At 35.4% G+C, this 18,871-nt stretch carries 19 protein-coding genes and 1 tRNA gene; 2 read left to right on the forward strand and 18 right to left on the reverse strand.

All coding sequences use genetic code 11. The features are described 5' to 3' along the window. Nucleotides 1-23: 23 nt before the first annotated feature. The 12 genes from IEW94_RS02660 to IEW94_RS02715 form a co-directional block, all read right to left on the reverse strand. Nucleotides 24-392, reverse strand: a complete 369-nt coding sequence (locus tag IEW94_RS02660) for a VOC family protein (RefSeq protein WP_188649709.1) — start codon at nt 390-392, stop codon at nt 24-26. A gap of 15 nt (nt 393-407) precedes the next feature. Further along, the gene (locus tag IEW94_RS02665; protein WP_188649710.1) at nt 408-779 is read right to left on the reverse strand and encodes a VOC family protein; all 372 of its coding nucleotides are present in this window, start codon (nt 777-779) and stop codon (nt 408-410) included. Between the two features lie 25 nt (nt 780-804). Next, the gene (locus IEW94_RS02670) at nt 805-1,260 is read right to left on the reverse strand and encodes a DUF1801 domain-containing protein (protein WP_188649711.1); all 456 of its coding nucleotides are present in this window, start codon (nt 1,258-1,260) and stop codon (nt 805-807) included. 24 nt (nt 1,261-1,284) lie between these two features. Next, entirely contained in the window at nt 1,285-2,220 is a 936-nt protein-coding gene (locus IEW94_RS02675; RefSeq protein ID WP_188649712.1) for a 2-hydroxyacid dehydrogenase, read from the reverse strand. Beyond that, nucleotides 2,221-2,586, reverse strand: a complete 366-nt coding sequence (locus tag IEW94_RS02680; RefSeq protein ID WP_188649713.1) for a cupin domain-containing protein — start codon at nt 2,584-2,586, stop codon at nt 2,221-2,223. It lies immediately after the preceding gene. 104 nt (nt 2,587-2,690) lie between these two features. Next, entirely contained in the window at nt 2,691-4,064 is a 1,374-nt protein-coding gene (mgtE, locus tag IEW94_RS02685) for a magnesium transporter (protein WP_188649714.1), read from the reverse strand. Between the two features lie 21 nt (nt 4,065-4,085). Then, the gene (gene rsmA, locus IEW94_RS02690) at nt 4,086-4,859 is read right to left on the reverse strand and encodes a 16S rRNA (adenine(1518)-N(6)/adenine(1519)-N(6))-dimethyltransferase RsmA (RefSeq protein WP_188649715.1); all 774 of its coding nucleotides are present in this window, start codon (nt 4,857-4,859) and stop codon (nt 4,086-4,088) included. Between the two features lie 21 nt (nt 4,860-4,880). Further along, nucleotides 4,881-5,198 carry a DUF4286 family protein gene (locus IEW94_RS02695; protein WP_188649716.1) on the reverse strand — a complete coding sequence of 106 codons (318 nt, stop codon included), beginning with the start codon at nt 5,196-5,198 and terminating at the stop codon, nt 4,881-4,883. A gap of 10 nt (nt 5,199-5,208) precedes the next feature. Next, nucleotides 5,209-5,727: a GNAT family N-acetyltransferase gene (locus tag IEW94_RS02700; protein WP_188649717.1), complete on the reverse strand. Its 519-nt coding sequence runs from the start codon at nt 5,725-5,727 to the stop codon at nt 5,209-5,211. A gap of 6 nt (nt 5,728-5,733) precedes the next feature. Continuing rightward, nucleotides 5,734-7,509, reverse strand: coding sequence for a tetratricopeptide repeat protein (locus IEW94_RS02705; RefSeq protein ID WP_188649719.1), 1,776 nt, complete (start codon nt 7,507-7,509; stop codon nt 5,734-5,736). 457 nt (nt 7,510-7,966) lie between these two features. Then, nucleotides 7,967-9,238: a serine--tRNA ligase gene (gene serS, locus IEW94_RS02710; RefSeq protein WP_188649720.1), complete on the reverse strand. Its 1,272-nt coding sequence runs from the start codon at nt 9,236-9,238 to the stop codon at nt 7,967-7,969. Nucleotides 9,239-9,311: 73 nt separating this feature from the next. Beyond that, nucleotides 9,312-10,247: a bifunctional riboflavin kinase/FAD synthetase gene (locus IEW94_RS02715; protein WP_188649721.1), complete on the reverse strand. Its 936-nt coding sequence runs from the start codon at nt 10,245-10,247 to the stop codon at nt 9,312-9,314. 78 nt (nt 10,248-10,325) lie between these two features. Here IEW94_RS02715 and IEW94_RS02720 point away from each other — a divergent pair, with 78 nt between their 5' ends. Further along, nucleotides 10,326-13,157, forward strand: coding sequence for a zinc-dependent metalloprotease (locus tag IEW94_RS02720; protein ID WP_188649722.1), 2,832 nt, complete (start codon nt 10,326-10,328; stop codon nt 13,155-13,157). A 13-nt stretch (nt 13,158-13,170) separates the two neighbouring features. Here IEW94_RS02720 and pth read toward each other — a convergent pair whose 3' ends face one another. The 3 genes from pth to IEW94_RS02735 form a co-directional block, all read right to left on the reverse strand. Then, the gene (gene pth / locus IEW94_RS02725; RefSeq protein ID WP_188649723.1) at nt 13,171-13,797 is read right to left on the reverse strand and encodes an aminoacyl-tRNA hydrolase; all 627 of its coding nucleotides are present in this window, start codon (nt 13,795-13,797) and stop codon (nt 13,171-13,173) included. 76 nt (nt 13,798-13,873) lie between these two features. After that, the gene (locus tag IEW94_RS02730) at nt 13,874-14,518 is read right to left on the reverse strand and encodes a 50S ribosomal protein L25/general stress protein Ctc (RefSeq protein ID WP_188649724.1); all 645 of its coding nucleotides are present in this window, start codon (nt 14,516-14,518) and stop codon (nt 13,874-13,876) included. Between the two features lie 26 nt (nt 14,519-14,544). Then, nucleotides 14,545-15,486, reverse strand: coding sequence for a ribose-phosphate pyrophosphokinase (locus IEW94_RS02735; RefSeq protein ID WP_188649725.1), 942 nt, complete (start codon nt 15,484-15,486; stop codon nt 14,545-14,547). Nucleotides 15,487-15,634: 148 nt separating this feature from the next. Here IEW94_RS02735 and IEW94_RS02740 point away from each other — a divergent pair. After that, nucleotides 15,635-15,716 (forward strand) — tRNA-Leu (locus IEW94_RS02740). 159 nt (nt 15,717-15,875) lie between these two features. On the opposite strand, the gene IEW94_RS02745 is transcribed toward IEW94_RS02740, so the two are convergent. The 3 genes from IEW94_RS02745 to IEW94_RS02755 form a co-directional block, all read right to left on the reverse strand. Then, the gene (locus IEW94_RS02745) at nt 15,876-16,460 is read right to left on the reverse strand and encodes a YceI family protein (RefSeq protein WP_188649726.1); all 585 of its coding nucleotides are present in this window, start codon (nt 16,458-16,460) and stop codon (nt 15,876-15,878) included. Between the two features lie 123 nt (nt 16,461-16,583). Then, nucleotides 16,584-17,957 (reverse strand): hypothetical protein, encoded by a 1,374-nt coding sequence (locus tag IEW94_RS02750; RefSeq protein WP_229669424.1) that lies wholly within the window; start codon nt 17,955-17,957, stop codon nt 16,584-16,586. A gap of 37 nt (nt 17,958-17,994) precedes the next feature. Further along, nucleotides 17,995-18,594, reverse strand: coding sequence for a YceI family protein (locus IEW94_RS02755; RefSeq protein WP_188649727.1), 600 nt, complete (start codon nt 18,592-18,594; stop codon nt 17,995-17,997). Nucleotides 18,595-18,871 lie beyond the last annotated feature (277 nt).

Genomic DNA, 18,871 nt, shown 5'->3' on the forward strand with positions numbered 1-18,871 from the left:
TCAAAATTACGAAAATGGCGTGTCTAAGGTTCCCAAAGTTCTATTTTATTGCCGTCGTTATCTAGTATCCATCCAAATTTTCCATAATCATATGTTTCCATATCTCCAATAACGGTAACCCCCTCAGCCTTTAAGGTTTTTAATAGTTCCTCCAAATTTTCAACTCGATAGTTAACCATAATATCTTTTTTTGAAGGCTCAAAATACTTGGTGTCTTCGGGAAACGGACTCCATTGTGTTGCGCATTCCTTTCCGTCTTTGTCTTTCCATAAAAAAGTACATCCATAATCATTGGTGTTAAACCCTAAATGTTTTTTATACCATGCCATGGTGGCTTTTGGATCTTTGGTCTTAAAAAACAATCCGCCTATTCCGGTAACTCTATTTTTCATTTTCTCGTGTAAAAGTTAAACATGTTGGTCTATAAGTATGGTATTTCCGTCAGGATCAAACATTACAATACTAGCAGGTCCAGACGTGTTTTCGTCAGCTTCCCTTTCTAATTTAATATTGTTTTCCTTTAAATTCCTCTGAATGCTTCTCACATCATCAAAAGGTTCTACTTTGTTGGCATTTTCATCCCAACCTGGATTAAAGGTTAAGATATTGTTTTCAAACATGCCTTGGAACAATCCAATGAGTGCATTGCCGTTTTTCATGATAAGATAGTTTTTTTCCATCTGCCCTGCATACACACTAAATCCCAAGGTTTCGTAAAATTGTTTTGATGCCTTAATGTCCTTGACACTAAGACTTGCTGAAAAGGCTCCTAATTTCATGGTTATGGTTTTATTGGTTGATCTACTATTTTTTTATGTTTGATTCATAAATGGTAATCCATTCATCTACTGTCATTTTTGAAGCCAGCTGTCCTATTAATTCATAGGGGATGTCTTCAATGTTTTTAAATCGGATACAGCATTTGCCCATATCCAACCTGCGTTTACTGTACTTTGGGAATTCTGAAACAAACCAATCTTGAATCTCATTTTTGACATAAATACCACTATGGTAAATATTAACAGAATTTTTTTGTGAGGCAATACTTAAAAATGGCAATGGCAGTTCTGGGGTGCAATGATAACCATTTGGATATATTGAGTGTGGTACCACATATCCAATCATACCGTAGCTAACAGTTTCGTGAAACCCTTTCGGGAGATTGGCCTTTATGGTTTTACGCAACTTATTGATAACCATTTGCCGTTCCTGCGGTAGTTGTCCAACATAATCTTCTGGCGAATTTGCAATGTATTGCATTATGTAACTTTTAGGTTTCTAAAGTTAGCAAAATTTTGCAATTATCTTGTCTACAATGGTTTGGGCCAATTTTTGTTTACTTTCTATGGTCCATCCTGCCACATGAGGCGACAGAACAACATTTTTTGCTTGGATTAAATAGTGGAACGCTTCAGGCATATCAGAAGTAAAAAGTTGTTCAAACGAGGCTTTTTCGTATTCCAACACATCAAGCCCGGCTCCCAATATGTTTCCAGATTTTAGGGCTGCCACCAAATCTTTTGTTACCACGCTTTTGCCGCGGGCTGTATTGATAAACCAGAACGGTTTTTTAAACTGATTAATGAAATCAGCATTAATCATGTTTAAAGTCAATGGTGTTTGCGGTGTGTGCAAACTAACTACATCCACTTGTTCCATAAATTCTTTTAGGGATACTTGTTTGGCATTTTTATCTCCAACATTCTCTAAAATATCATAACACAGAATCTCAACATCAAATCCACGAAGTTTTTTGGCAAAGGCTTTTCCCATATTGCCATAACCAATAATACCAACTGTTTTGCCGTCCAATTCAATACCTCTGTTATCTTCACGTAGCCATTTGCCTTGTCGTACCTCGGCATCGGCCTTATTGAGTTTGTTGAACAAGGATAACAACATGCCTAAAGTATGTTCACCAACCGCATTTCTGTTACCCTCAGGAGCTGCAATTAATGATACTCCTTTAGTTTCAGCATAGTCACAATCAATATTTTCCAACCCAGCACCCACACGTCCAATAAATTTTAGGTTGGTTGCAGCATCCAAAAATTGTTTATCAACTGTAAATCGGCTTCTTAAAATAATGCCATCGTAGTTTGAAATTTTGGCTTCAACAACTTCTTTTGAAGAGGTGTAATCCTCATCATTAATAAAGCCTACATCATTCAGTTGGTTTATCAATAATGGATGGTTAGTATCTAGATGGAGTATTTTCATTTATATTTTAGGATAGTGCGTTTGTGTTTTGGCGTGCTGTACATTTCCCGTATGGGCCGTTGTTATTTTTTCAAACAAAAGTACCTGAACTTCTTCGTTGTCTTTTGTCATTGGGTTGTGCTCAACGCCCTTTGGAACAACAATTAATTCACCTTCTTTTACTATTTCAGTTCGGTCACGAAATTGCATAAACAGAGTTCCTTTGATAACCTGAAACAATTCATCTTCATCCTCATGGCTGTGCCAAACAAATTCACCTTTTAATTTCGCTAAGAGCACTTGCATATTATCAACAATGGCTATTTGATGCGGATGCCAATTTTGACTGAATTTTGAAAATTTATCTAGAATATTGATTGTCTTCATGCAGTAAATTTACAAAGTTTTGCGTTAGCGATTACAGAGAAAATCCTTTTGCTTTTGCAAAAGATTGTAACGGAAAGCGCGACCCGAAGGGTAACGCCCAATAATTAAAACCCTAGAATAAGTTTTGCAATTAGGAAGTATAAGAGAATACCAAAAATATCGTTACTTGTGGTGATAAAAGGCCCGGTTGCCACTGCTGGATCTACACCTCGTTTATCTAGAAAAATAGGGATGAAAGTACCTATTAAAGCGGCAATGATGATGACGGTAATCAAGGCGGCACCAATGGTTAACGACACTAAATACTCTGTTTTGAAAAAGAAATGGCTAATGATGATGGCTACAAATGCAATGGCTACACCATTGACCAAGCCCAGTACAAATTCTTTAAATAAGCGTTTTAAAATTTCGCCTTTTATGGTGTCATTTGCCAACCCTTGAACCACAATAGCTGAGGATTGTACCCCTACATTACCAGCTGTTGCCTGAATTAACGGCACAAAGCACAATAGAATGGCATAATCTTTCATGACCGTCTGGAAATTGGTAATAATGGTTGCTGCGCCTATGCCACCAAACATACCAATAAGCAACCAGGGTAAACGGGCTTTGGTAAGTTCCCAAATACTATCATCGGCCTCAACGTCACTGGTAATACCCGCTGCCAACTGATAATCTTTTTCGGCTTCTTCTTTCATGACATCGACTATGTCATCAATGGTAATTCTACCCAGAAGTTTTTGGTTATTATCTACCACCGGAATGGCTTCCAAATCGTATTTCTGCATGACCCTGGCCACATCTTCGGCCTCATCATGTACATTAACACTGTCTACATTTGATATGTAGATATCGGCTATTTTTTGATCACTTTTTGCAACTATCAAATCTTTAAGGGACAGTCTTCCTATCAATTTGTTCTGCTTATCCACAACGTATATGGAGTGCACACGCGTAACGTCTTTAGCTTGCCCCCTAATCCTTCGTAAACATCCAGCCACAGTCCAGGTTTCATAGACTTTTACCAGCTCTTTGGCCATCAAGCCACCAGCAGTATCCTCATCATAGGCTAAAAGTTCCTTGATTTCAGCCTTATGGTCTTCATCCTCAATATGCGAAATAACTTCCTGTTGCCGTTCTTCAGGCAACTCTGCTATGATATCGGCTGCATCATCGGTATCTAGCTCTTCAATTTCTTCGGCAATCTCTTTGGCCGAGAGATTTTTCAATACCTTTTCCCTGTTATCCTCATCAAGCTCCATGATGATATCAGAGGTCATTTCGGAATCAAGAAGTTTTATGACATACATGGCCGCTTCTAGATCCAGTTCATCTAAAATTTCGGCAATATCCGCGTAATGGAACTCATTTAACAGCTTTTGTAATTCTTTGTCGTTTTGTTGCGCGACCAGAATTTCAACTTGCTCTATAAGTTCATCACTTAGCTCAAATTGTATGTTTTCTTTTTCTTCTGACAAATTGAAAAGTTTTAAGGATTTTTAAACGTCTTTTTCAATTTCTTGTGTGAGTTCAATAAATTCTTGAACACATAATTGTTCAGGACGTTTGCCAAAGATAGCATTTGCTTTTAAATTATCTGACAAATTAAATGTTTTTAAACTGTTACGAAGCGTTTTTCTGCGTTGTTGAAAAGCCGTTTTCACAACCTTAAAAAATAACGCATCATCACAGGGCAAGGTATAATCTTGTTTTCTAATAAGTCTTAAAACACCCGATTCCACTTTTGGAGGTGGATTAAAAACCGAAGCCGGTACGGTGAACAAATATTCAGCATCATAAAAGGCTTGTGTTAACACCGATAGAATACCGTACACTTTACTGCCTTCTTTTGAACAAATACGTTGGGCCACTTCTTTTTGGAACATGCCCGAAAACTCAGGAATCTGGTTTCTCATTTCCAACAGTTTAAATACAATTTGGGTAGAGATATTGTAAGGGAAGTTTCCAATAATGGCAAATGGTTCGTCATTAAAAACCGCTTTCAAATCGTACTTTAAAAAATCCTTTTCAATGATTCTGGGTGCCAGATTTAAATAGCTAGATTTTAAATAATCCACCGATTCTGAATCAATTTCAATGACATAGGTTACTGTGTCTTTTTCAAGTAAATATTTGGTTAAAACCCCCATGCCTGGACCAATCTCCAAAACTTTTTTATAACCGTTCAAACTGAGCGTATCGGCAATTTTTTTTGCAATATTCTCATCATTTAAAAAATGTTGCCCTAAATGTTTTTTTGCTTTTACGGTCATGGTCTTGGTTATATTCTCAAACTACTTAACAAAATACTCATCAACAATTTCCAATTCTGTTCTAAAAGACAGTACTTGATCTCCAAAATGCTTTAAAACATCTTGCCGTAATATATCTGCATTATTTTTATAATAAGCTTCCAACGCTTCTCTCGATTTTGCCCTATATTGAATGGAATAGGTAACACCTCCCATATCTTCCTTTACCAACACCCTTGTTAATTTAGCTTCAGTAAAATGACCGGTTGCCAGAACTTGTGGAATATGTTCCTTAACCCATGCCAGCCATTTTTGATGGATGCTTTCATCAATATTTGATGTTACATTGTAAATTATCATACTTGTATGGTTATGCTGTGTCTAATTGTTTTGCAAATAACAGGAGTTCTTCATCATCTTCAAAAGGTTTTACCCTTTTTTCATACCTAAACCCTAATTTCTCCAACAATTTTATGGATTTTGTATTGATTGGCAATGTGATTGCTACCAGCCTTTTTATGTGAAACTTTTCTTTGGCCAACTTTAGGATAGCCTCCGAGGCTTCAAAACCATATCCTTGGCTTTCAAAAGTTTCCAAAAAAGCAAACCCCATATCTATATCTTCAAGTTGTTCTCGTTTAACCAATCCGCAAGTACCAATAGCTTTATTGTTTTCTTTAAGTTCCAATTTATAAAAACCGAAACCAAGATTCTTATAACTTTTTAAGGTGCCGTTTGTTAAATAGTCTTCGGCGTCTTTAACGGTTTTAAGATGTCGATCCCCAATATATTTCAGCCAGTTTGGAGAATTTACCAATTCTAGAAAAAACGGCGCATCTTTAAGTGAAAGTTCTGATACCAACAGTCTTTTTGTCTCGGCTATAATCATTTGACACTAATTTATGGCATCGCCCCTTAAGGCTCTAAACTTTTTCCTGGCATCAATAAAATAAATGCTGTCTGCATGGTTTAAAAAAATGTCTTCATACAGAGCCTTTGCTTTTTCAGGCTGCGACAAGTGGTTTACATACAGTTCGGCCAGAGCATAACTGGCATCGTCAACCAAAATACCATCCCTATAATTGGTTAAAATAGCCTGGTAGTTGCTTTCTGCTTTTTGATATTCTTTTTTGTGTTCAAATAACTGGGCTTGTTTGAATAATGCTTGCGGAATAATGTTCTCGGTTTTATGCTCTTGCAAAATGGTGTCCAATAACTGAATGGCCTCGTCATCTTTATTTTGAAATGCCAATAAATCGGCCTTTGCATATAATTTTAAGGCCACATGAAGCGAGTCGTCATACTTGTTGTCAGAAATAATCAGCTTTAAGCCCAAAGCATCGTTGGCTATGAGCTGGGATGTAGAGGCTTTTAAAATTTTAAGTTGTGATTCTGCCCAATCAAAATCACCTTTATAGTAGCTGGCTTTTGCCACTCTAAACCGTGCCTCTTGTGAAATGGTACTGTTTTTTAAACTTCGCTGAATTTGCGTGTAATAAATCAACGCTGTGTTAAATTCTTCTCTCAAAACAAAAATATCACCCAGTTCTAATTTAACTTGTGCCTTTTGAGTGTCATTCAGCGGCAATTCCAAAGCCTTTTCTAAAAATGTGGTCGCACTTTTTGTGTCATTTAGATAAAATGCCAAAAAATGGGCGTATGCAATCTGCAATTGCAAGGTTTGTGAAAATGTGCCGTATTCCTTAAACAAGGCTTCATACTCGTTTTTTATGTTTTGATAATTATCCTTTTGGCTTTCCTTGGTTTTTAATTGAAGTAAATGATAGTGTGCATTTAACAGTGTATCTAAATCTTGGGCCTTTTGGATTAAATAGGTCAGAATCTCTTTGGCCACTTGATTTTCATTTTCACTCATGGCAATGTCTGCCAATTCCTCTATTCTGTCCAAACTTTCGGGTTGTCTATTAAAAATAGCTTTTTCCTGTATAAATGCTTTGTTATAATCCTTTTGTTGAATAAACAGCCAACTCAGCAAATCATTCCACAAAATATCAGGTTGCTCTTGTAATTTCCTTAATATTATCTTTCTGAGCAACACGTTATTTTCATTGCTGCTATCTTCAGTAATAAAATCACTGATGGCCCGTTTGATATTGCCAACCGTAATGGGGTTCTCTGCCACAAAATCCATATAGCTGACAAACATCTTTTCTACATTGCCTTGCTCACCATATATTTGTGCCATTTGAAGTTTAAAATTAAAATCGGGCTTCAATGCCATACCCTTTTCATAAGTAGCAAGGGCTTCATTTAAAAGGGAATGGTTTTGGAAACTTCTGGATACTGGAAATACATTATTGGCATTTTGGTCCAAACTGGAAAGTGCTTTATTGTAGTAAGCATTGGCGTTTTCTAAATCGCCTTTAAGTTGATAATTATATCCCAATTCAACATAAAAAGCAGGATACTTAACCCGTTCAAGAAGTTGATTTAAAAATTGCTCGGCATCATCATATCGCTCCAACTGCTGATAGGATGTAACTATTTGATTGATATAATTAATATTTGAAGGGGATTGGGCGTAGAGCTTTTTATATTCGTACAATGCCTTTTCAAAATCGCCATTATCAAAATATTCTTTGGCAAATAGGTCATCTTGCGAAAATACCTGTACGCTAACTAGCATGAATAAAACCAAAACAAATCTCATAGGGTAAATATAACAAATGTGAAGAGTCCTTATTGTAAATATTATGATAAAAAAATGCCCGAATAGAATTCGGGCATTTACCAACCTAAATAAATACCTATTAATCTCCGTTAATTTAAAAAACGAAATAATTACTAGATTGGGGACATTCTTCTAACGAAATAAATCCCTATTTATTTACCATTACCGTTGTTTTGTTTTCAGGTTTGGTTATATGAAAATCTGAAAACAAAACCTTGCTGGCTATAAACACAAGTAGTAAAAGAAGTACGATTCTTTTGAAATTTTTCATGGATCAGTAGGTTAACTAGATTTTTGGTCTGGCTAACTTCTGAAATAAATATGAAAATGCAAAAGAAATCAATAAAAAATCGTTAGATGACTTGTTTTTTAATCACTTAATCGATATTTTTTTAAATTTAAGATAATTTTTGTAAGCTAAAAGCTACTTTTTTAATTAGTCGATTTTTGAAAAACCTGTATACTTTTGCAATACTTCAGGAATGACTATACCGTCCTTGGTTTGATAGTTCTCCAAAATGCCTGCAAGTACACGTGGTAAGGCCAATGAACTACCATTAAGTGTATGTGCCAGTTCGTTTTTCCCTTCAGTGTTTTTAAAACGTAATTTTAAGCGATTAGCTTGAAAGGTTTCAAAGTTTGAAACAGAAGAAATTTCCAACCATCTATTTTGGGCGGTAGAGAACACTTCAAAATCATAGGTCAACGCTGACGTAAATCCTAAATCGCCACCACACAAACGCAAAATTCGATACGGTAATTTTAATTCCTGCAAAATACTTTTCACATGATTGACCATGCCATCCAAAGCCTGATACGATTTACTTGGATGCTCAATGCGTAAAATTTCTACTTTATCAAATTGATGCAACCTGTTCAACCCTCTTACATGTGCTCCGTAACTTCCTGCCTCCCGACGAAAACAAGGCGTATACCCCGTAATGCCAATTGGCAAATCGCTTTCATTAAGCAAAACATCCCTAAAAATATTGGTGCCAGGAACCTCAGCTGTTGGTATTAAGTATAGATTGTCTTCAGTAACGTGATACATCTGCCCTTCTTTATCGGGTAATTGTCCAGTACCAAAACCAGAGGCCTCATTGACTAAATGTGGCAATTGATATTCGGTATAACCCGCTGCCGTATTTTTATCAAGGAAATAGGTGATTAAAGCACGTTGGAGTTTAGCTCCTTTACCTTTGTAAACCGGAAATCCTGCTCCTGTAATTTTGTTGCCCAGCTCAAAATCTATGATGTCATATTTTTTGGCGAGTTCCCAATGCGGTAAAGCACCTTCAAACAGCTCAGGGATATCACCTTCTCTATAAACCTCTTCATTGTCTTCATCTGTATTTCCTGCTGGAACAATTTCATTTGGTACATTAGGGATTTTATACAACAATTGGTTTAACGCTTCTATCTTATTGTTAAGCGTCTCGTTAAGTTCTTTGGTGGTCTCTTTTATTTGACTGGTTTTTTCCTTTAAGATATTGGCTTTTTGTGCCTCACCTGATTTGTACAAGTTCCCTATTTCTTTTGATAAGGAATTGGATTCCGCCAACAGACTGTCCAATTCTGTCTGAATACGTCTTCTCTCTTCATCAAAAGCAATGACGTCATTTATCAACCCCGTAGCATCAATATTTCGTTTTGCCAAACCGGCAATGACCAAATCCTTATGTTCTCTAATAAAAGGTACTTGTAACATGTTTTTAAAATTTAAGTGACAAATTTAGCGAATTGCCAAGAATTTAAAGGGTGTTTTTATAGCTAAAATCCGATTAATTAAAATGAGCTTTCACGTAATTAAGCGATGTGTCTCTATCTTTTAATAACTGTGCTTTTAAAGCCTCAACCGATTCAAACTTTATCTCATCACGAAGACGGTGCAATAAGTTGATTTGAATTGTTTTATTGTAGATGTTTTTATTGAAATTGAAAAAATGTACCTCAATGGATTCTGATGTCCCATCAACTGTTGGGTTTGTGCCTATATTCATCATTCCAAACACAAGATTGTTGTCAATACTGGCATTTACCACATAAGATCCGTGCTTTGGAATAAGCTTATAGTCTTCTTGTATCACGATATTTGCCGTAGGGAAACCCCATTGATTGCCCAGCCCTTTTCCTTTAACAACCTTTCCCGTAAGCATAAAAGGATAGCCTAAATACTTATTGGCCTTTTTAATATTACCGTCAAGCAATGCTTTTCTGATTTTTGTTGAACTAACGGATACATCATCAACATCTTGAACCGATATTTCCTCTACCTCAAAACCGTAACTCTCTCCAAACACTTTTAAATCGTTAATATCGGCATTTCTGTTTCTGCCAAACCGATGGTCATAGCCAATGATAACTTTTTTTGCATGCAATTTATCTACCAAAATATTTTTTACAAAATCCTCGGCTGATAACCTTGAAAAAGCTTGAGTGAATTTTTTAACCAAGAGGTAATCCAATCCTAAATCATCCATAATTTTACTGCGCTCATCAATGGTATTGATGAGTTTGATACTGGAGTCTTTTTGCAACACCATTCTTGGATGGGGGAAAAAGGTCAGGATTACAGATTTTAATCCTTCGCGCTTTGCTGTATTGACCAACCGTTTTATGATTTTTTGATGCCCAACATGTACACCGTCAAACGTTCCAATGGTGACCACGGTATCACTATTGGAATTGTATGTTTCTATTTTCTTTACCTTTTGCATAAAAATCTAGAATTGCTAATTTCATTAAAAAAAGTTAGATTTGTTATTGGTATAATGAAATTGCCCTAAATATATTTTATGAAAACAAAGCTACATTTTGTTTTGTCATTGACAATATTTTTGATTGTCTTTTCAGCCCTAGGGCAAAATTCTTCTTTAAAAAAGATTGCAAGCAATAAAAATGCTGGTATTATTTCTAAACTTCATTTAGAAAAAAACAGTTCTGAAATGTTTGAGCTAAATATGGCTTCATTAAAGCAAAATATTGCTACTGCCAAATTAAGAACCGTAAAAAACACATCTGGAGAGACTACTATAAGTCTACCCACTAGAAATGGTTCCTTTGAATCTTTTAGAATTTATGAAGCCCCCGTGTTTTCTCCATCTCTTGCGAAAAAATATCCCAATATAAAATCATTTGTAGGTATTGGCATAGATAACCCAAAGGCCAGATTGCGTATGAGTGTTTCTCATTTGGGTATGGAAACAATGGTTACTTATCTAGATAAACCAACCCTATATATGCAACCCGTTTCAAAAGGATCAAATCAGTATATACTATACAATGAACGGGACAAAACTCTTCATGCGCCTTCTTTTAATTGTGGAACTCTGGACGCATTAAGTACGTCATTAAACAAAACAAGTAGCATTAAGGTTAATGAAGGTGGTGCTAACAACCAAACCTTACAAAAATTTAGGATTGCCATTTCAACAACTGCCGAATATACGGCGTATCATTATGTGAGCGACTCCATTGCTGATGCATTAGCCGCCATAAATGCAACCTTAAGTCGGGTTAATGAAATTTTTGAGACCGATATGGCCGTAACTTTTGAACTTGTAGATGCCACACAATTAATTTATACTGACCCCACAACTGACCCATACTCAGATGCCAGTATAGGTACAGATAAAAATAATGCAGATAATACGGATGGTTGGAATCTCCAATTACAGAACACCTTGTCACAACAACTTGGTGCTACTATTAATGATGCTAATGCCGCTTATGATATTGGCCATTTATTTGGTGCAACAGGGGGCGGTGGAAACGCCGGTTGTATTGGATGTGTTTGTGATAATGATACAGCATCAACAATGGACAAAAACAAAGGCTCTGGATATACCTCTCCTGCAGATGGTATTCCAGAAGGAGATACCTTTGATGTGAATTATGTTGTTCATGAAATTGGGCATCAAATGGGTGCTAACCACACGTTTGCTTATAGTTCTGGAGAACAAACCGGGGTGAATTCAGAGCCTGGTAGTGGCACCACCATTATGGCTTATGCCGGTGTTGCAGATCCTGCTCAAAATAACTTACAAACAAACAGCGATGCCTACTTTCACTATCAAAGCATCAAACAAATACTTAATAATTTAACCACTAAAAGTTGCCAAACCACAACTGCAATAAACAACAACCCTCCTGTTGCCAATGCAGGTAGCAACTATAAAATTCCAGCTGGAACGCCTTACATTCTTAAAGGTAGTGCAACTGATAGTGATAGTGGAGATGTTTTAACGTATTGTTGGGAAGAAACCGATAGTGGACTAGTAGATTATACCAATTTTGGCCCAACACTTACCAGTGGTCCAATGAACAGGTCATTACCTCCATCTACATCCCCAAACAGATATATTCCCAGATTATCCAGTGTGTTAAATGGTGCCATTGAGCAAACAAATCCTGGTCTGGGGAGCGATTGGGAAACAGTTGCCAATGTCCATAGGTTTTTAAATTGGGCTTTAACTGTTAGAGACAGAAATACCAGTAATCCTTCTGGTGGACAGTCCAGTTATGATACCATGCAAATTGAAGTTTTGGCAGGAACCGTTGGCCAACCTGTTGGTCCCTTTGAAGTCACATCTCAAGCAACCTCTGGAATTAGTTGGGTTCAAGGCGGTACTGAAACAATTACTTGGAATGTAGCCAACACAAATGATGTAGCGGGCATTAACACTCAACTTGTGAATATATTGCTATCCACTGATGGCGGTGCAAATTTTGATACCGTTTTAAAAAGCAGTACACCCAACGATGGTACAGAAAATATAACTGTACCAAACATGGCCGCTCCTTTTTGTAGAATCATGGTTGAGCCCGTTGGGAACATTTATTATGCCGTCAACCCTGTTGACTTTGCTATTGGATACACAGTAACCACCACTTGTAATCAGCAATTCCCTTCAAATGCTAATTTAAATCTTTCAATCCCTGATGGAACAGGAGTAAACCAAACTGGTCCTGCTGTTTCTAGCACCATTAACATACCTGTTACCGGTACCATAAACGATGTTAAAGTAAACGTTGATGTTTCACATGCTTATATAGGAGATTTAATTGTCACTTTAACGCATCCTAACGGTATTACCAGTGTGAATTTATGGGAACGAAATTGTAATTCTGACCCAAGTAATACTGATTTTGACATCATCTTCCAAGATGGAGCCAATTCCATTTTTTGTGACAATCCAACAGTTGGCACCTATAGACCTGCTTCTAGTTTAAGTGCTTTTGATGGATTGGATGTTTCTGGCACTTGGACACTTTCCATTACAGATAATTATATTGGCGATACTGGTACTTTAAATGATTGGTACATGGAATTCTGCACAACAACAGCTACGCTTAGCAATCCTGAAAGTATGGAGTTTCAAACTTTGAGTGTTTTTCCAAATCCTAACAAAGGTAGCTTTACAGTTTCATTAAACACGTTAGACTCAAAATCAATTGATATCACTGTTTTTGATTTAAGAGGACGCCTTATTTCAAAGAAATCCTATAACAATGTAACCAATCATTTTTATGAGACTATAGATTTAAACAATGCGCAACCAGGCATGTATCTTTTAAATATAAGTGATGGCATTAGACAATCCACCAAGAAAATAATTGTAGAATAATTTACTTAGAAGATCATTTCCCATTAAAAGTGTTCATGGCTCTATTGACACCTTCCAGTACAAAAGACTTTATAAGGTTTACAGAAACATCCAATCGCTCATTGAGATTGTTTTCTTCTTCACTATCCCATTCACCAAGAACGTAATCAATTTGTTTGCCTTTGCTAAACGCATCACTGATTCCAAACCGGAAGCGATTGTATTGGGTGGTATTTAATTTTTCTTGAATATCTTTTAACCCATTGTGACCACCATCACTTCCTTTTGTTTTTAACCTGATATTTCCAAATGGCAAGTTTAAATCGTCTGTTATTACAAGCAAATTCTCAAAAGGAATTTTTTCTTTTGTAAGCCAATACAAAACGGCTTTGCCGCTTAAGTTCATATACGTATTGGGCTTAAGGAATATTAGTTTTCTGCCCTTTAACATATAGGTTGCTATATCTCCAAGTTTTTGGGTTTCAAAGGTCAAGTCTTCCTGCTTTGCAAATCTATCCAATATCTTAAACCCTACATTATGGCGTGTGTTTGCATATTTTTCACCAACATTTCCTAAACCTACAATTAAATATTTTTTCATGGCAACGGAGTCTTCTATATGATGTTTTCTTGTAAATAGTTTTCGCAGAAAATGGCACATAAAAGTTTATTTGTGTAAAAATAAAAAAGCATCCTGAATAATTGAGGATGCTTTTCTAAAATTAAATTTATACGGTTTATTCTTGAGCGGTTTCTTCAGTTGCTCCTGCTTCTGCAGTTGTTTCTTCAGCTCCTTCCAAATCTTCTCCTTCTTCTTCCTCTTCAACCAAAATAGCTGTACGAGCTGTTTTAACTTGTACTACAACTTGGTTGTCTGGATGTAGAATAGTGAAATCATCATTTTTAAGCTTGTCAACATCTATATGCATTCCTATTTTAAGTTTAGAAATATCTATATTGAAGAAATCAGGAAGTTTGCCTGGTAAAGCTTTAATGGCTAATTTTCTTTTTCTGAATAACAATCTACCTCCATTTTTAACCCCTGGTGAATTACCAACAAGTCTAACAGGAATATTCATGGTTACTGGTTTGTCTTCAAATAATTGGTAGAAGTCTACGTGTAAAATTTTATCAGATACTGGGTGAAACTGAATGTCTTGCAAAACGGCATTGTAAGTTTCTCCATTTTCTAAAGCAATCACAACTGTATGCGCATTAGGTGTGTATACAATTTTTGAGAAAGCTAATTCGTCTGCAGAGAAATGAACTGGCTTATCTCCTCCGTATAATACGCAAGGAACCTGACCAGCATTACGTAAGGCTTTTGTTGCTTTTTTGCCCACGCTTTCTCTTTGAGATCCGTTGATTGTAATTGATTTCATGATTTTTATTTATATTAATTATTAGATTACATTATAAAATTTGAGCTTATTGAACTGTTTTCATGAACTTTGTGCATGACATCTGCAAATAAGTTAGAACAGGTCAACACTCTTATTTTGTCGCTTTTTTGTAAAACAGGAATAGAGTCTGTAACAATCAATTCTTCCAGTTTAGATTTATTTAATTTCTCATAAGCATTACCAGACAAAATGGGGTGCGTACAAATAGCTCTTACGCTAATGGCTCCACGCTCCATCATCAAGTCCGCTGCTTTTGTTAAGGTTCCTGCGGTGTCAACCATATCGTCAACCAACACCACATTTTTACCGGTTACATCACCAATCAACTCCATGTGAGAAATCACATTGGCTTTTTCTCGTTGTTTATAACAAATTACCACATCGCTTTCCAATGCTTTTGAATAGGCATAGGCTCTTTTGGAACCACCCATATCAGGAGAGGCTATGGTTAAATTTTCTAAATTCAAACTTCTTAAATACGGCAGAAAAATAGTTGATGCAAATAAATGGTCAACTGGCTTTTCAAAAAAGCCTTGAATTTGGTCGGCATGCAAGTCCATAGTGATAATCCTTGTTGCTCCTGCTGCTTCCAGCATTTTAGCAACCAATTTAGCCGCTATGGGAACTCTAGGTTTATCTTTTCTGTCTTGTCTTGCCCAACCAAAATATGGAATTACCGCTGTAATGTGTCTGGCAGAAGCCCGTTTGGCAGCGTCAATCATCAACAACATTTCCATTAAATTCTCCGGACCAGGATTGGTAGAGCCTATAATAAAAATCCGTGTGCCTCTGATAGATTCTTCATACGACGGTTGAAACTCGCCATCACTATATTTTGAAGTAATAACATTACCCAGTTTAGCTCCAAAAGCTTTAGCAATTTTTTCTCCAAGAACCTTACTTTGTGTACAAGCAAAAATTTTGGCTTCTGTTATTACAATTGGCATAGTTAACGTATTGTTTTATAGCAATAAAGACTTCTTGTTTTTTCAAACGAGGTGCAAATTTATACATTTATTTTTACCTAAAAAGTATATTGAATGGTATTTTTATGTTTAATATGAAAAAAATATATATTTTTGCAATCCAAAATAAGCTCAAGTGGCGGAATTGGTAGACGCGCTGGATTCAAAATCCAGTATCTTCGGATGTGTGGGTTCGATTCCCACCTTGAGTACAAAAGCCTTTATCATATGATAAAGGCTTTTTTATTTGGGGTTTTATGGGCATCAAACCTAGCAACCTTTTTAAGACCTGTATTTGATGGCTTAAACTGTGAATTAATTTCCCTTTCTAATTTTTTTGATTGTTCTGTTAGCAAATAATATGCATGACATTATATTCCATATTCCTCAACTCTCAACTGAAAATTAATATCAATATTATCTTTAACCACTATAAGCCCAAGGACTTTTTTGGGTGGTTCTAAATTAAAGTCCCTAAGATTTAAAGTCAACATACCTTTAATAACTAATGTATCTTCATTTTCAAATTCAACAGGTACGCTGTAAGACCTTGTAACTCCCGCAATCTCTATGTCCAATAGTGTTTGGATACGGTTTTCATCATTGGGGCATTTGGTTATTTCCCTTAATTTGATAAATATTTCTGGGTAGGTCTCCGATTTTAAAAGTTCTTGAAAATCATTGTTTATTGCAGTTCCTCCACAATCAAAATTAGCATTTTCTAATACTAAGGTTGTTTTCTCAAAAATAATCTCATCATTATGTTTCCTAAAAAAAACAGATATAGGTTTGTCCAATTTCAAGACATTGTACTGACATTTAAAGGTATTGACATTTGTTCTCCCTTTGATAACAATTTTACTTGATGGGGCTATTATAACAGAAGCACTTTTAACAAACTCATTTGTAAAAGCCAATGTTATTAAAATAGAAACAAAAAATAAAATCCTTTTCATGTCCTTATTTATTAAATAATGATTTTTTAGGTTTTAGAATTTAAAAAAGTAAGTCTAAAAGCATATGGTCTTTTAATAAAATTTATTAATACACTTTCAGACTTACCCATTATACTTGTTTTTTTAGAAACTAATTACAGCTTCAAATACTAATCCTTTGAATTTACCACCATATAGATCATTAGGGTTTCCTCCAGAGGTGATGTTAAAATCTTTATAGTTTTGGTTTACATATTCCAATTTAGTTAAAATATTTTTTGTCATAAACCAACCTAAACTTGATTCAAATCTGTTGATGTTTATTTTATTGGCATCAGCATTTGAAAGTTTTCCGCTTACTGTATTATATTTAGCTCCAATATATAGGTTTTCTTTATTTCCAAATCTATATACCACATCTCCTGCGTATTGATTTACCTTACGAGTTGCATCATCTCCTCTTTTGTTACCTCCTGAGGCAAATTCTAAAGTTCCAAATAACTCTAATCCACCATATTTCACAAATGGGTTAACCATAAAAGAAGTTGCCCAATTGCCAAATCCTGGGTTGAAACGGCCTGTATCTTTATTAGATGTTGGATCAAAATTACTTGATACAGGACCTGCTATTCCTGTGTAATCATCATGTGTCATAACACCATAGAAACGGCTACCTGCTCTATCTGAAGCATATAAGTTACCACTAGAGTTGGATACGTGGTACAAAGACCCGGTAAGTCTTACTCTTAAATCATCGCTAAGCTGTTTATCAAATCCTACTTTTGCTAAAATAGTTGGACTAATAGTTGTGTTTTGACCTGGTGTACCAGCTTTGATTTCTTTAACATCTTGATTCAATTTTGAATTTGTAACACCCAACATGCTTACAAAACCGCTTCTGTTATAATATACTTCAATACCAGGTTCTGTAGTAAATGCATCCATAATATTGTTGCCAACAAACGGATTCATTAAAGCATTTCCATTGTCAGATCTTCTAAAATGGGCATCACCATAGTTATTCTCCATTTGTCCAATTTTAATGGTGGCATATTTCATGATGTCTGATGCAAATCCTTCTTTAATAAAGTCTAGTTTATCTATTTGAAGATATCCTCCTTTTACCCATGTCTCATGGTGGTGTCTTGATGCAAGGTAAAGATCTAAATTTACTCGTACTCCATCAGCTAATTGAGCACCAATGGTCATGTTAGCTGTAGGTAAATTAAGGTTGTTTGACAAGTTATTTAATCTGTATCCAGAAATTGGAGCCGTTTGAGTTGCAGGTTGATCATTAAATTGATCTATTGCTTGAAATTGAAGTGCAAAAGCTGCTCCTAAATCCACACTTAAGCCTTTAAACTCTACACTGTCTTTTTTGACATCAAATTGATTGATTCCATTTTGATCTCTCGGAATTTGATTCTGTATTTGCCCTAAAGTTAATTGAGCGTTTGCAACATTTCCTATAACAAGGAGCGTAAATAATAATATTATTTTTTTAAAAATTGTGTTCATGATTTCTGTTATTTAACTGTTTAATATTTAATTTATTTTAATTGTTTAATGCTTTTTGAAATATGGTTGAAAATTCAATGGTAAGTTCATCACCTGTAGTTATTGTTCCAAATAAGGCTGTTGGGGGTTCTATGTTAAACTCGGTCATTTTAATTTTTTTCTCACCGGTCAATTTTATTTTAGATCCTGTAATAGTAACTGTAAAATCCAACGGGATGGTTTTTTTAACACCAGCAATAGTTAAATCACCAATGGCATTTACATCAAATAGTCCATTACCTTTGCTGACAGTTTTTTTGACTTCAGTTAACCTAAATGAAATAGTTTTATACTTATCTGTTTTTAATGCTTCATAAGTGTTTTTATCCATTCCACGTTTACCGCTTTTTATACTTTCTGCAACAATATTAATAGTGATTTGTTCTATTTGACCTGCTTCAAGATTATTGAAATTAATTTTGCCGCTTTGACTTTCAGCAACTTCATGCCAGTCGTGAATACTGGAAGTCCCCATGATTTTTAAAGATGATTCTCCATTAATTAAGTCAAACTCCTGAGCTTGAATTGAATTGAATGATATTGTCAAAAGAACCACTAAACTTAAAATTCCGGTACTTATTTTTTTAGATGTTTTCATTATAAAATTATTTTTAATTATGGTACAAATTTCTATATGAAACAAATGTCAAAACATGATATTTCTCATATCTGGGTGCAGTGAAAAAAGAAGATGTCAAAACATGATTTTTCTCATGTTTGAGTGCATTTTAAAGAGTAAATTTTAAAATATGATATTTCTCATAAACACAAAAGAATGAGATAGTACATCGCTCCTAAAGATATTAAAGTGAGCAAAGTACGGCGGGTAAAAGTATACCTGACAAAACAAATTAAATTGAGCCAATATTAATTGA

Source organism: Yeosuana aromativorans (genome assembly GCF_014646655.1).
Taxonomy (GTDB): Bacteria; Bacteroidota; Bacteroidia; order Flavobacteriales; family Flavobacteriaceae; genus Yeosuana; species Yeosuana aromativorans.

Bases quoted from the DNA above. Each gene is read 5' to 3' on its own strand.
- IEW94_RS02660 (WP_188649709.1), bottom strand. From the start codon at position 392: ATGAAAAATAGAGTTACCGGAATAGGCGGATTGTTTTTTAAGACCAAA.
- IEW94_RS02665 (WP_188649710.1), bottom strand. From the start codon at position 779: ATGAAATTAGGAGCCTTTTCAGCAAGTCTTAGTGTCAAGGACATTAAG.
- IEW94_RS02670 (WP_188649711.1), bottom strand. From the start codon at position 1,260: ATGCAATACATTGCAAATTCGCCAGAAGATTATGTTGGACAACTACCG.
- IEW94_RS02675 (WP_188649712.1), bottom strand. From the start codon at position 2,220: ATGAAAATACTCCATCTAGATACTAACCATCCATTATTGATAAACCAA.
- IEW94_RS02680 (WP_188649713.1), bottom strand. From the start codon at position 2,586: ATGAAGACAATCAATATTCTAGATAAATTTTCAAAATTCAGTCAAAAT.
- rsmA (WP_188649715.1), bottom strand. From the start codon at position 4,859: ATGACCGTAAAAGCAAAAAAACATTTAGGGCAACATTTTTTAAATGAT.
- IEW94_RS02695 (WP_188649716.1), bottom strand. From the start codon at position 5,198: ATGATAATTTACAATGTAACATCAAATATTGATGAAAGCATCCATCAA.
- IEW94_RS02700 (WP_188649717.1), bottom strand. From the start codon at position 5,727: ATGATTATAGCCGAGACAAAAAGACTGTTGGTATCAGAACTTTCACTT.
- IEW94_RS02705 (WP_188649719.1), bottom strand. From the start codon at position 7,509: ATGAGATTTGTTTTGGTTTTATTCATGCTAGTTAGCGTACAGGTATTT.
- serS (WP_188649720.1), bottom strand. From the start codon at position 9,238: ATGTTACAAGTACCTTTTATTAGAGAACATAAGGATTTGGTCATTGCC.
- IEW94_RS02715 (WP_188649721.1), bottom strand. From the start codon at position 10,247: ATGCAAAAGGTAAAGAAAATAGAAACATACAATTCCAATAGTGATACC.
- IEW94_RS02720 (WP_188649722.1), top strand. From the start codon at position 10,326: ATGAAAACAAAGCTACATTTTGTTTTGTCATTGACAATATTTTTGATT.
- pth (WP_188649723.1), bottom strand. From the start codon at position 13,797: ATGTGCCATTTTCTGCGAAAACTATTTACAAGAAAACATCATATAGAA.
- IEW94_RS02730 (WP_188649724.1), bottom strand. From the start codon at position 14,518: ATGAAATCAATTACAATCAACGGATCTCAAAGAGAAAGCGTGGGCAAA.
- IEW94_RS02735 (WP_188649725.1), bottom strand. From the start codon at position 15,486: ATGCCAATTGTAATAACAGAAGCCAAAATTTTTGCTTGTACACAAAGT.
- IEW94_RS02745 (WP_188649726.1), bottom strand. From the start codon at position 16,460: ATGAAAAGGATTTTATTTTTTGTTTCTATTTTAATAACATTGGCTTTT.
- IEW94_RS02750 (WP_229669424.1), bottom strand. From the start codon at position 17,957: ATGAACACAATTTTTAAAAAAATAATATTATTATTTACGCTCCTTGTT.
- IEW94_RS02755 (WP_188649727.1), bottom strand. From the start codon at position 18,594: ATGAAAACATCTAAAAAAATAAGTACCGGAATTTTAAGTTTAGTGGTT.